Below are 12079 nucleotides of genomic sequence, written 5' to 3'. Positions count from 1 at the left end.
CGCCAGCCACTCGCCCAGGCTCGCCGGCGCCTCGGCGGCATCGGCCACCGCCAGCGCCAGCGCCGAGGTCGCCTGCCGGTAGCGGTGCAGTTCCACTGCACCGGCCACGTAACAGGCGGCGATCACCAGCGCCACCGCCATGCCGACCGGGTTGCTGCCGACATAGCCGGCACCGATCCAGCACACCGCCAGCAGGCCGGCAAGGAAAACAACGAGGTAGAGAGGAGTTCTGAACATGACAGCCCGGTTAGTGGGGGCGAAGCGCTGCAAGCAGGCCTTCGATGGGGTGAAAACGGACATCCAGCTCGGCTAGGAGCACGGCTTGCATGTCGTTCCTGAACAAGTGCAGCCAGCCGCTGTCGGGATCGACCTCAGCGGTGCCGGCGTCGTCGCGCAGACGCTCGAAATGGGCGCCGAGCAGGGCCGGTACGCTGGCCAGCAGTTGCTGCTCGCGCGGGCTCAGCGCCTGCTCCATGGCCGCGTCCACCTCGGCCAACCGGGGCAGCTCGCCGGACCCGGCACTGAGCCGGTCCCGCAGCAGGCCGCGCAGGCGCCCGGTGGCGGTGAGCATGGCGCGCTGCACGGTGAGACAGCGCTGGCGGTAGGCGGTGGCGTCGGTCGCGGCCGGTTTGCCTGCCGCCGGCGGGGCGCTGATGCTTTCGACCAGGGTGGCGCGTACCCGCGCGCATTCCTCGTCAAGCGCCTCGACGGAAGCCGGTGCGGGGTCGGCCACGGCCGGCAGGCGCCCGTCGAGCGCGCGCGACAGCGCCACGGCCCGGGTCCAGTCGATCCACTGGCTGAGCCGGTCGGACAGGTCGGGCCCGGTACGCGGGGCATTGCGGTCGGCCAGCGCCGCCAGCAACCGGATGAAGGGCGGGCCGGGGACAGGCGTGCGGTGCTGCTTCTTCGCCATGGTTCCGGTCAAAAACCGCGAATTTTACACTGTAATGACCGACCGACTCCCTGAATGCCCCTGCACACACGGTGCACACGCGCCTATGCACCGCGCTTACATCCGTTTGCCTACGGTGGGGGCGGGCCAACACATCGCCCGTTTTTCCATCCAAGGAGTTCACCATGTCCACCCTGCAGATCCCCAAAGGTACCCTCGTCATCGTCGCTGATGGCGGCTCGGCCCGCGTGTTCACCAATGTGGGCGACGGCCGCACGCTGCAGCTGAAGCAGGAGGAGGAACTGGAGGTCAAGGACATCAGCGCCGAAGGCGTCTCCGGCCAGGGGCCGTCCGGCGCAGTGCCCAAGGACATGAGCATTTCCCAGCTCAATGAAGCCACCTTCGCCAAACAGCTGGCGCAGCAGTTGAACGATCACGCGCTCAAGCACCGCTATGAGCACCTGATCCTGATCGCCGACCCCACCACGCTGGGCCACATCCGGCCGCAGCTGCACAAGGAAGTACAGAGCCGGATGCTGAAGGAGATCGCCAAGGACTACACCAATTCCACGCTGGACGACATCCAGCGCGCCCTGGCGGCCTGAGTCATGGCCTACGCACGCAGGTTCACCGATCTGCTCGAGCCTACCCGCGCCGAGATAGAGGCTGGCACGGGCTGGCAGCTGCTGGAATTCGGCACGGACTGGTGCGGGCATTGTGCGGCTGCGCAGCCGGTGGTCAAGGACTTTGTTGAAAAACACGGTCTTGACCACCGCAAGGTCGAGGACGGCAGGGGGCGCCCCTTGGGGCGCGCCTTCACGGTCAAGCTCTGGCCCACGCTGGTCCTGCTGCGCGACGGGCAGGAGGTGGCACGGGTGGTGCGCCCCACCACAGAGGGAGACCTGGATGCCCTCGAACGCGCCGTCGGGTAGCTGAATATCCCTTTATTCCCAATTTACCCAAAAGGGGTATAGTGGCCACATCCCTCCGCTGGATGTCCGTCATGAGCCTGCCTCTGGATGTTCCCGGCCTTGAAAAGGCCACTGCGTCATCGGTGAAGACCCGGGGCTGGCCGAGCCTGATGCGCACTGTGCGCGAAAAGCAGGCCCTGGTGATCACCAACCACAACCACCCCGAAGCGGTGATCGTGGACATCAAGGCCTATCAGGAGCTGCTGGCCCGTGCGGCCGGCAACCCGGATGACGCGCGCCAGGGGGAGCTGGATCGCCTGCGTGCGGAGTTCGATACCACCCTGGCCAGCCTCAATACCGATGGTGGGCTGGGCAAGGTAATGGGCCAGCCGATCCGTCGCGGGCGCAGGACCGCCCTTGGCCCGTCGCTCTGATCGGTGGCGCAGATACTGGTCCTGGCCGGCGTCAATGGTGCCGGTAAAAGTTCGCTGCTGGGCACATGGCTGCGCGACGCGGGGCTGACCTGGTTCAATCCGGACAGCTTCACCCGGCGGTTGGTGGAGCAGGGCTGGTCGCTGGACGAGGCCAACGCCGCAGCATGGAGCGAGGGCGCGCGACGGTTGCGCCAGGCGATGGCCGATGGCACCGACTTCGCGTTTGAAACCACGCTCGGCGGCAACACCATTCCGCGCCTGCTGCGCGATGCCTGCCAGACCCACGACGTGGCGATCTGGTTCTGCGGCCTGCACAGCGTGGCGCTGCACATCGAACGCGTGGCCGATCGGGTCAGCCAGGGCGGACACGATATTCCGCACGACAAGATCCGCGCACGTTTCGATTCCGCGCGCGAAAACCTGATCGAACTGCTGCCGCATCTTGCCGAGCTGCATGTGTACGACAACAGCGCGCCCGTCGACGCAAAGGGCAGGGCGGCACCGCTGCCGCTGCTGCAGCTGGATCGCGAGGGATTGCATTTTCCGGTCACGGTCATCGATCTGCTGCAGACGCCGGATTGGGCCAAGCCGATCGTGATGCGCGCGATGGAACTGCACGCAAGCGCATGACACGATCAGCAAAAAACGGCTTGAAACAAGGCGTTTGGACAGCATGTGAAGAATCGATAAAGGCCGCATGCACACACTGTGCTAACATGTTCGCTTGATCATTGCCTCGGGCCATTGCCCGTCTCTCGGTCATCCTTCCTGCAGCGCCGTGGTGTACCACGCGGCCGTCCGGGAACGCCTGTTGCTACCCCTCTTCGCGCCTCGTGCCGCGTTCTTCCAGAGGCGGTGTTTACCTGTGCCTTGCGCGGGACCTCGGGTGCGTTGATGACCCTGCTTCCAGGAGAAAGCAGATGCAGGAACTGCATGCCGCACATGCCCATTTCGGGTGGTTCAAGCGCCGCCGCCAGATGAAGGTCGACGAAGTCACCGTGGTCGATCGCCCCATGCTCAAGAAAGCCGTCGGTGCCGCTGCGCTCGGCAATGCGATGGAATGGTTCGATTTCGGTGTGTACGGCTATCTTGCGGTCACGCTCGGTCAGGTGTTCTTCCCCGCCAGCAGCCCGACCGCGCAGCTGATCGCCACCTTCGCCACCTTCACCGTGGCATTCCTTGTCCGCCCGCTGGGTGGGCTGGTGTTCGGCCCGCTGGGTGACAGATATGGCCGCCAGAAAGTGCTGGCGTTCACCATGATCCTGATGGCGCTGGGCACCTTCAGCATCGGCCTGATTCCGTCCTACGACAGCATCGGCATGTGGGCCCCGGCATTGCTGCTGCTTGCGCGCCTGGTGCAGGGCTTCTCCACTGGCGGCGAATACGGCGGCGCGGCCACGTTCATCGCCGCATACTCCACCGACCGCAACCGCGGCCTGATGGGCAGCTGGCTGGAATTCGGCACGCTGGGCGGCTACATCGCCGGTGCGGCCACGGTCACCGTGCTGCACATGGCCCTGAGCAGCACGCAGATGCTGGACTGGGGCTGGCGCCTGCCGTTCCTGATCGCCGGTCCGCTGGGCCTGCTCGGCCTGTACATGCGGATGAAGCTGGAAGAGACACCGGCCTTCCGCGCCTATGCCGAAGAGGCCGACAAACGCGACCTCGAACGCCCCGGGCTGGGGGCGCTGCTGCGCGTGCATTGGCCGCAGCTGCTCAAGTGCGTGGGCCTGGTGCTGGTGTTCAACGTCACCGACTACATGCTGCTCACCTACATGCCCAGCTACCTGAGCGTGACCATGGGCTATGCCGAGAGCAAGGGCCTGCTGCTGATCATCATCGTGATGCTGGTAATGATGCCGCTCAACGTGGTCGGCGGCCTGTTCAGTGACCGGCTGGGGCGGCGCCCGATGATCATCGGCGCCTGCATCGCGCTGTTCGCACTGGCCATTCCGTGCCTGCTGCTGGTCGGCAGCGGCAATGACTGGCTGATCTTCCTCGGTTTGATGCTGTTGGGGCTGGCACTGGTGTGTTTCACCAGTTCCATGCCGTCCACGCTGCCGGCGCTGTTCTATACCCCGGTGCGCTACAGCGCGCTGTCGATCGCGTTCAACGTCCCGGTGTCGCTGTTCGGCGGCACCACCCCGCTGATCACCGCCTGGCTGGTCGAACGCACCGGCGACCCGCTGGTGCCGGCGTACTACCTGATGGGCGCGGCAGTGGTCGGGCTGGTCACCATGCTCTTCGTCAACGAAACCGCCAACCTGCCGCTGCGCGGCTCGCCGCCCGCCGTAGCCAGCGAAGCCGAAGCCCACGCCCTGCTGCGCAGCGATGAACCGGTGACGGTGGACGCCACCCAACCCACCTTGCCCGAAGCCAACACCAGGGCTACCGAGATCCCCACCGCCACGTAACGGTGACGTAGTGCCACGCCCTGCGTGGCAACCCACCCAACCCGGCGAAACCCCCGCCCCGCGCCGCAACATGCGGCGCGGGGCATTCCGGTGCTAGGATCGACTCACCTTGAATCGATCTAAATCCATATGACCAGAGCGGCAACGTCGGGGTGGGTGGCATTGGCCATGGGTGCCATGCTGGCAGCAGGGGGCGCTACGGCGGCACCACAGAGCGTGGCCGAACGAGCCTACGCCGCGGTTGATCCGTTCATCGGCACCGGTGGCGAAGGGCACACCTACCCGGGCGCCACGGTGCCGTTCGGCATGGTCCAGCTCAGCCCGGACACGCGCATCCAGCCGCGCGAAAAGGCCTACGACTGGGCGGCCGGTTACCGCCATGACGACATCAGCATCGTCGGCTTCTCGCACACCCATTTCTCGGGCAGCGGCCATTCCGACCTGGGCGATGTGCTGGTGATGCCGTTCACCGGCGATCCGGGCCTGGAGCGCGGCGATCCGGAAAAGCCGCGCAGCGGCTACGCCTCGCGCTTCGACCACAAGGATGAGAAGGCCGAGCCGGGGTATTACGCGGTCACGCTGCAGGACTACAAGGTCCGCGCCGAACTGACCGCCAGTGCGCGCACCGGCGTGCACCGTTATACCTACCCGAAGGGCCAGGAGGCGAAGGTGCTGCTGGACCTGCGCACCAGCCTGTACGACTACCCCGGCAAGATCCTGTGGTCGCGCCTGCGCCTGCGCGAAGATGGCACCGTGACCGGCTTCCGCGAGACCCGTGGCTGGGCGCCGGGCCGCCAGTTGTATTTCGCGATGCGCTTCTCGCGCCCGCTCACCGGCCACGCGCTGCACAACACCGAGACCGACATCGCTTACAAGGGCTTCCCGCCGCCGGGGCAGAACCACCCGGAACAGCGGCCACAGATCGAAGGCAGGCAGCTGGTCGGCACCTTCGACTTCGGCAGGCTCGACGCGCCGTTGGTGGTGAGCGTGGCGATCTCGTCGGTGAGCGAAGCAGGTGCCATCGCCAACCTCGACGCCGAGGCGAAGGACCAGGACTTCGACCGCATCCGTGCCGACGCCCGCACGCAGTGGCAGCAGGCGCTGTCGGTGCTCGACATCGAGGCCCCTGCGCATGACCGGCGCAGCGCCTACACCGCGCTGTACCACAGCCTGCTGGGCCCGACGCTGTTCATGGACGTCGACGGCCAGTACCGCGGGTCGGACAACGCCGTGCACCGCGCCGAGGGCTACACCAACTATTCCACCTTCTCGCTGTGGGACACCTACCGGGCGCTGCATCCGCTGCTGACCCTGGTGCAACCGGAAAAGCGCACCAGCGACATGGTCAATTCGCTGCTCGCCCACCAGCACAACAGTGCCTACGGCATGCTGCCGGTGTGGGCGTTCCACGGCCAGGAAACCTGGTGCATGATCGGCTACCACGCGGTGCCGGTGATCGCCGACGCCTACGTCAAGGGCATCCGTGGCTTCGATGCCGACAAGGCGCTGCAGGCGATGGTCGCCACCGCGAACTACGGTCCATACGACGGCATCGCGCAGTACCGCGAACTGGGTTGGGTGCCGATCGACGAAGAGGGCGAGGCGGCCAGCAAGACCCTGGAATATGCCTTCGACGACTGGACCATCGCACGCATGGCCACGGCCATGGGCAAGGCCGACGTGGCCGCCGAGTTCGACAAGCGCGCCGGCAACTGGCGCCACGCGTTCGACCCGGAAACCGGCTTCATGCGCGCGCGCAAGCGCGACGGCAGCTTCCGCACCCCGTTCGATCCCAGTGCCAGCGGCTACGGCACCGATTACACCGAGGGCAACGCCTGGCAGTACTCGTGGTATGTGCCGCATGACGTCGCCGGCCTGGTCGGCGCGCACGGCGGTGCCGACAAGCTGCTGGCGCGGCTGGACGCGGTGTTCGATGCCAAGGTCGACCCGTCGATCTTCGAGCACATGGAAGACATCACCGGCCTCATCGGTTGGTACGCGCACGGCAACGAACCCAGCCACCACGTGGCCTACCTGTATTCGTACGCGGGCCAGCCGTGGCGTGCGCAGGCCCGCCTGAAGCAGATCATGGACACCCAGTACGCCGACCGTCCCGATGGCCTGGCCGGCAACGACGACCTGGGCCAGATGTCGGCGTGGTACGTGTTCACTGCGTTGGGCTTCTACCCGGTGGCACCGGGCAGCGCCGAGTACATCATCGGCCGCCCGTTCCTGCCCAAGGCGGTGCTCAACCTGCCCAACGGCAGGACCTTCCGCATCACCACCGACGGCATGGGCAAGGGCCACGAGTACGTGGGTTCGGTGACGCTCAACGGCAAGCCGCTCAACCGTACCTTCCTGCGCCATGCCGAGATCCTGGCCGGCGGTGAACTGCACTTCACCCTGCAGGCCGAACCCAACAAGGCCTGGCCCGGCGCGGACGCGGAACAGCCGTACTCGATGTCGCCCTGAGCGCGCTCAGCTGTCTTCGTCCCAGCCATCGCCGTCCCCGTCCACCGGGGGCGGCGATGTCGTTTCAAGATCGGGATCGACCGGTTCGAGCAGGGTGTAGTCGTCGCGCTTGAGGTCACGGAAGGCGCGACCGACCGGATAGGCCTCCAGTGCCGGCGAGCGCACGTGCAGCGAGGCGGGCGTGTTGGCGGCACCAGAGAGCCACGCCAGGGCCAGTTCAGCGGGAAGGAACACCGGCCCGTCCGGAGTCAGCGGTTCCGGAATGGCGCGGTTGGGCGCGGTGAGCACGCTGAAGGAATCCATCGCGCAGCCGTCGTCGTCCTCCCAGTGCTCCCAGATGCCCGCCGCCAGCAGGGCGAGACCATCGCGCCGCTGCACGAACAGCGGCCACGGCGGTCGGCGCTGGCGGTCCAGCTTGTAGTACCCGGTCATCGGAATCACGCACGGGCGTTCTGCCCAGGCCTTGGCGAAGATGCGGCTGCCCGGGGCACGGTCCAGCCGGGCGGTGACCGTGGTGTAGGGCGTGTCAGGCGTCTTCGACCAGCGCGGCACCAGGCCCCACAGCATGTCCGTCACGATCAGCTCGCCATCGGCGTTTCGGGCGAGCACCGATGCCGGCGAGCCCTTGCCGATGTTGTAGCGGTCCGGCGCGGCGGCCACGGCACTGGCAAGCTCGCGCGGCAGTCCGTCAGGGACCAATTCCGGCTCGGCAATGGCTTGGGCGAAACGACGCATGACTGCAGGGTAGGGTGCACGCCGTGAGCGCGCGGTTGAGCGGCGGTGCGGGCGGCGCTAGAGTCGGGTGGTGGTTGTTTCGCGGTATCCGCCCATGTCCCATCGAAGAAAAGACATCACGCCGGTCGACACCGCCGGCCAGCGCCTGCCGCTGGGCCCCGAGTCCGCCGTGCTGTGCCGGGCGCGCGATTACGCCGCCGGCACCGTGATTCCGCTGCACCACCATCCGGATCGCCATCAGCTGGTCTATGCAGCCTCCGGCGTGCTGGTGGTCCAGGCCGGCGCCGGCCGCTGGGTAGTGCCCAGCACGCGCGCGATCTGGATGCCGGCCGGGATTGGCCACAAGGTGAGCTGCATTGGCGCGGTGCGCATGCGCAGCCTGTACATCCTGCCGCAGGCCATCGCCGATGCGCCGCCCAGCGCAGCGACCGTGTCGATCACACCCTTGCTGGCCGAACTGATCGGTGCGGCCGCCATCGTAAAGCAGCCCTACGTTCCGGACTCACGCGACGGCCATCTCATGCAGCTGATCCTGGATGAGCTGCAGGCGCTGCCGGTGCTGCCACTGCATGTTCCGGAACCGGTCGACCCGCGCCTGCAGCAGATCGCACAGCACTGGGACGCCGCGCCCGACGACGCTTCCACGCTGCAGGACTGGGCCGTTCGCCTCGGCGTGGACGCCAAGACGATACAGCGCCTGTGTGCGCGCGAACTGCACATGACGTTCGGTCAATGGCGCCAGCAGATCCGGCTCGTCCGCGCCCTCGAACGCCTCGCCCATGGCGAAAAGGTCATCGACGTAGCGCTGTCGCAAGGCTACGCCAGCCCCAGCGCGTTCACCGCCATGTTCAAGAAGCGCTTCGGCCAGCTGCCGAGCCAGTTCTTCCAATAACGCGAAACGTCTGGCGCGAAACGGTACTGCCCACGGTGGTGCCGACGGCCCTGCTGACGGTACTGCCGACGGTACTGCCGACGGCCCTGCTGACGGTACTGCCGACGGTAGTGCCGACTGTTAGTCGGCAACCCCCGTCAGCGCCCGTTGGTCTTCGGCAGAAACGCAGTAGCCAACCCCAACAGCGGCAGGAACGAAGTGAGGTGGTACACCCACACGATGCCATGGATGTCAGCCAGCTTGCCCAGCCCGGCCGCGCCGATCCCGCCGATGCCGAACATCAGCCCAAACATGAGCCCGGACACCATCCCGACACGCCCCGGCACCGCTTCCTGCGCGTACACCACCAGCGCCGCAAACGCAGACGACATCACCAGCCCGACGGCCACGGCGAGCACGGCGGTGCCCGTCAGGTTGGCGTAGGGCAGGGCGAGCGCGAACGGCGCCACGCCCAGGAAGGAAATCCAGATCACCGCCTTGCGGCCGATCCGATCGCCCACCGGCCCGCCCATGAAGGTGCCCAGCGCGATCGAGGCGAGGAAGATGAAGAGGTACATCTGGCTCTGCTGCACGCTCAGGTGGAAGCGTTCGATCAGGTAGAAGGTGAAGTAGTTGGTGATCGAGGCGATGTAGACGAACTTGGCGAACATCAGCACCGCGACCACGGCGATGGCCTGCACCACCTTGCCGCGGCTGAGCCCGATGCCGTGCGAGCGCGCCAGGCTGTTCATCTTGGCCTGGCCATGCCGTACGGTCCAACCGGTCAGGCGGAACAGCACGAAAATCGCCACGGCGGCAATCAGCAGGAACCAGCCGATGGCGCGTTGGCCATGCGGAATGACCACGGCGGCGGCCAGCAGCGGGCCGATCGCCGAACCGGTATTGCCGCCGACCTGGAAAGTGGACTGCGCGGTGCCGAAGCGGCCACCCGACGCCATGCGCGCGACCCGCGACGCTTCCGGATGGAAGGTGGCAGAGCCGACGCCGACCACGGCGGCGGCCAGCAGCAGCATTTCGTAACTGTTCGCCATCGCCATCATGGCGATGCCGACGAAGGTCGCCACCATGCCCGAGGGCAGCAGGTAGGGCAGCGGGCGCTTGTCGGTGTACATGCCCACCCACGGCTGCAACAGCGAGGCGGTGAACTGGTAGACCAGCGCGATCGTGCCGATCTGTCCGAAGCTGAGCGCGAACTGGCTCTTGAACATCGGGTACACCGCCGGCAGCACCGCCTGGATCATGTCGTTGAGCAGGTGCGCGAAGGCGGCAGCACCGACGATGCGGATGGCAAAGCCCTGCTGGGCGGCATCCGCGGCAACGGGCAGCGGCGCGGCAGCAGGGGCGGCAGGCGAAACGGACGACGGGGTTTCAGTGCTCATGGGACCAGTTCGACAGCAGCAGCGATCCGGGTGGGCCACGCCTGTGGTGCGGCGCGCTCCCGCCTGGACCTGTGGGGGCAAGCGAAGGCGGAAGCGTAAGGCGGGCGCGGGCGGCCGTCTCGCGCGATTGGGGCGGCCATCGTCGCATTCCGGACAACGGCATGCTGTGCCGGTTCTGGCGTCGTAGATCAAAGCGCCCCTCACGCGCGGGCTGGCACGATGGCACGCGTTCCCCACGATCCAAAGGAGACCACCGTGTCCTCAACGCCCGTCGTGACCCGCCATTGGGTCATCCATCCGTTCCATGCTGCCGTGCTCGGCGGGGTGCTCCCGCTGTTCCTGGGTGCGCTGCTGGCCGATTATGCCTACTGGAACACCTATGAGATCCAGTGGAGCAACTTCGCCTCCTGGCTGCTGGTCGGGGCGATGGTGATGACCACCCTGGCCCTGGTGTGTGGCCTGGTCGGGCTGGTGCGCGGAAACCGCACCGGGTTCTACGTCGCGGTGCTCGCGGTTACCTGGGTCGTTGGCTTCATCAATTCGCTGCACCACGCGCGCGACGCGTGGGCGATCATGCCGGGCGCGCTGCTGTGGTCGGTCGTTGCCACCGTGCTGGCACTGCTGGCGACCTGGCTGGGTTTCGCCAGCGTCCGCGTCCGCGTTGGAGGTGTCCTGTGAATCGCGCATTCCCCAAGGTACTGTCGCTGCCCGTGCTCGCCGTGGCCGTGGCCGCCTGCAGCAGCAAGGCGCCGGACATGAACCAGCTCGGCGCCAACCCGGAGCTGCCCAAGCCGCACCGTGGCGTCATGCCCGACATGACCATCGCAAAGCCCACCGCATGGGGTGACCAGGTGCCGACCGTACCGGCGGGTTACAAGGTGTCGGCCATCGCCACCGACCTGGCCATTCCCCGCCAGACCCTGGTGCTGCCCAACGGCGACATCCTGGTCGCCGAAGGCCGTGGCGGCAGCGCGCCGAACCTGAAGCCGAAGGACGTCATCGCCGGCAAGATCAAGGCCAAGGGCAATACCCAGGTGAAGAGCGGCAACCGCCTGACCCTGCTGCGCGACGCCGACGGCGACGGTGTGTACGAACTGAAGACCGTGTTCGCCGACAAGCTCAACGCGCCCTATGGGCTGGCGATGATCGGCAACGCCCTGTATGTGGCCAACCAGGATGCCCTGGTCCGCTTCGACTATGTGGAAGGCCAGACCAAGGCCAGTGGCGCGCCGACCAAGGTCACCGACCTGCCGTCGGCGATCAATCACCACTGGACCAAGTCCCTGGCCGCCAGTGCCGACGGCACCCATCTGTACGTGGGCATCGGCTCCAACAGCAACATCACCGAGCGTGGCATGGCGGCCGAGGTCGACCGTGCCCAGGTCTGGGAAATCGACGCGCAGACCGGTGCCCACCGCACCTATGCAAGCGGCATCCGCAACCCGACCGCGCTGGCAGTACAGCCGGGCAGCGGTACGTTGTGGGCGGTGGTCAACGAGCGCGACGAGATCGGCCCGAACCTGGTCCCCGACTACCTGACCTCGGTGCAGGAAGGCGGCTTCTACGGCTGGCCCTACAGCTACTGGGGCAAGCACGTGGACTCCCGGGTGATGCCGCAGAACCCGGACAAGGTCGCGTCCGCGATCACCCCGGACTACGCGCTGGGGTCGCACGTGGCAGCGCTGGGCGTGTCCTTCGCCAACCCCGCGGTGGGCGGTGCGTTCACCGACGGTGTGTTCGTGGGCCAGCACGGCAGCTGGAACCGCAATCCGCCGGTCGGCTACAAAGTGGTGTTCGTGCCGTTCCGTGACGGCAAGCCGGCGGGCGAGGCGGTCGACTTCGCCACCGGGTTCCGCACCGAGGACGGCAAGACCCGCGGCCGCCCGGTCGGGGTCACTGTGGACCCGCGCGGTGCGGTGATCGTCGCCGACGACCTGGCCAACACCATCT

At 67.0% G+C, this 12079-nt stretch carries 12 protein-coding genes and 1 pseudogene; 9 read left to right on the top strand and 4 right to left on the bottom strand.

Translation table 11 applies throughout. From position 1 onward, the window contains the following. Positions 1–237, bottom strand: a pseudogene (locus RWO33_RS15740) (hypothetical protein); the annotation flags it as partial. A 10-nt stretch (positions 238–247) separates the two neighbouring features. Further along, entirely contained in the window at positions 248–925 is a 678-nt protein-coding gene (locus RWO33_RS15735) for a DUF3348 domain-containing protein (RefSeq protein WP_314106102.1), read from the bottom strand. A gap of 152 nt (positions 926–1077) precedes the next feature. Here RWO33_RS15735 and RWO33_RS15730 point away from each other — a divergent pair, with 152 nt between their 5' ends. The 6 genes from RWO33_RS15730 (at position 1078) to RWO33_RS15705 (ending at position 7123) form a co-directional block, all read left to right on the top strand. After that, positions 1078–1497, top strand: a complete 420-nt coding sequence (locus RWO33_RS15730; protein WP_068852341.1) for a host attachment family protein — start codon at positions 1078–1080, stop codon at positions 1495–1497. Between the two features lie 3 nt (positions 1498–1500). Beyond that, entirely contained in the window at positions 1501–1824 is a 324-nt protein-coding gene (locus tag RWO33_RS15725) for a thioredoxin family protein (RefSeq protein WP_314106100.1), read from the top strand. Between the two features lie 71 nt (positions 1825–1895). Next, positions 1896–2237, top strand: a complete 342-nt coding sequence (locus RWO33_RS15720) for a type II toxin-antitoxin system prevent-host-death family antitoxin (protein ID WP_068852335.1) — start codon at positions 1896–1898, stop codon at positions 2235–2237. A 3-nt stretch (positions 2238–2240) separates the two neighbouring features. Beyond that, a complete protein-coding gene (locus RWO33_RS15715; protein ID WP_314106098.1) occupies positions 2241–2867 on the top strand; it encodes a hypothetical protein in 627 nt (208 codons plus the stop codon). Positions 2868–3157: 290 nt separating this feature from the next. Further along, positions 3158–4651: a glycine betaine/L-proline transporter ProP gene (proP, locus tag RWO33_RS15710; protein ID WP_314106097.1), complete on the top strand. Its 1494-nt coding sequence runs from the start codon at positions 3158–3160 to the stop codon at positions 4649–4651. A 168-nt stretch (positions 4652–4819) separates the two neighbouring features. Next, on the top strand, positions 4820–7123 hold the full coding sequence (locus RWO33_RS15705) for a GH92 family glycosyl hydrolase (RefSeq protein WP_314106095.1): 2304 nt from the start codon (positions 4820–4822) through the stop codon (positions 7121–7123). A 6-nt stretch (positions 7124–7129) separates the two neighbouring features. On the opposite strand, the gene RWO33_RS15700 is transcribed toward RWO33_RS15705, so the two are convergent. Beyond that, on the bottom strand, positions 7130–7858 hold the full coding sequence (locus tag RWO33_RS15700; protein WP_314106093.1) for an SOS response-associated peptidase family protein: 729 nt from the start codon (positions 7856–7858) through the stop codon (positions 7130–7132). Positions 7859–7952: 94 nt separating this feature from the next. On the opposite strand from RWO33_RS15700, the gene RWO33_RS15695 reads away from it, so the two are divergent. Beyond that, on the top strand, positions 7953–8750 hold the full coding sequence (locus RWO33_RS15695; protein WP_314106090.1) for a helix-turn-helix transcriptional regulator: 798 nt from the start codon (positions 7953–7955) through the stop codon (positions 8748–8750). A gap of 137 nt (positions 8751–8887) precedes the next feature. On the opposite strand, the gene RWO33_RS15690 is transcribed toward RWO33_RS15695, so the two are convergent. Next, positions 8888–10129 (bottom strand): MFS transporter, encoded by a 1242-nt coding sequence (locus RWO33_RS15690; protein WP_314106088.1) that lies wholly within the window; start codon positions 10127–10129, stop codon positions 8888–8890. A 255-nt stretch (positions 10130–10384) separates the two neighbouring features. On the opposite strand from RWO33_RS15690, the gene RWO33_RS15685 reads away from it, so the two are divergent. Both RWO33_RS15685 and RWO33_RS15680 read left to right on the top strand, forming a co-directional pair. Next, entirely contained in the window at positions 10385–10807 is a 423-nt protein-coding gene (locus RWO33_RS15685; protein WP_314106087.1) for a DUF2231 domain-containing protein, read from the top strand. Continuing rightward, on the top strand, positions 10804–12079 hold a 1276-nt coding region (locus RWO33_RS15680; RefSeq protein ID WP_314106085.1), incomplete at its 3' end, for a sorbosone dehydrogenase family protein. The genes RWO33_RS15685 and RWO33_RS15680, both read left to right, overlap by 4 nt.

This window comes from uncultured Stenotrophomonas sp., assembly GCF_963519925.1.
Lineage (GTDB): Bacteria > Pseudomonadota > Gammaproteobacteria > Xanthomonadales > Xanthomonadaceae > Stenotrophomonas > Stenotrophomonas maltophilia_AE.
The sequence above is the reverse complement of the archived record's forward strand: the minus strand, read 5'-3'. Positions and strand labels throughout refer to the sequence as shown.

Excerpts from the sequence above, each read along its gene's own strand:
- proP (WP_314106097.1), top strand. The coding sequence starts at position 3,158 with ATGCAGGAACTGCATGCCGCACATGCCCATTTCGGGTGGTTCAAGCGC.
- RWO33_RS15725 (WP_314106100.1), top strand. The coding sequence starts at position 1,501 with ATGGCCTACGCACGCAGGTTCACCGATCTGCTCGAGCCTACCCGCGCC.
- RWO33_RS15700 (WP_314106093.1), bottom strand. The coding sequence starts at position 7,858 with ATGCGTCGTTTCGCCCAAGCCATTGCCGAGCCGGAATTGGTCCCTGAC.
- RWO33_RS15720 (WP_068852335.1), top strand. The coding sequence starts at position 1,896 with ATGAGCCTGCCTCTGGATGTTCCCGGCCTTGAAAAGGCCACTGCGTCA.
- RWO33_RS15695 (WP_314106090.1), top strand. The coding sequence starts at position 7,953 with ATGTCCCATCGAAGAAAAGACATCACGCCGGTCGACACCGCCGGCCAG.
- RWO33_RS15705 (WP_314106095.1), top strand. The coding sequence starts at position 4,820 with ATGGGTGCCATGCTGGCAGCAGGGGGCGCTACGGCGGCACCACAGAGC.
- RWO33_RS15690 (WP_314106088.1), bottom strand. The coding sequence starts at position 10,129 with ATGAGCACTGAAACCCCGTCGTCCGTTTCGCCTGCCGCCCCTGCTGCC.
- RWO33_RS15730 (WP_068852341.1), top strand. The coding sequence starts at position 1,078 with ATGTCCACCCTGCAGATCCCCAAAGGTACCCTCGTCATCGTCGCTGAT.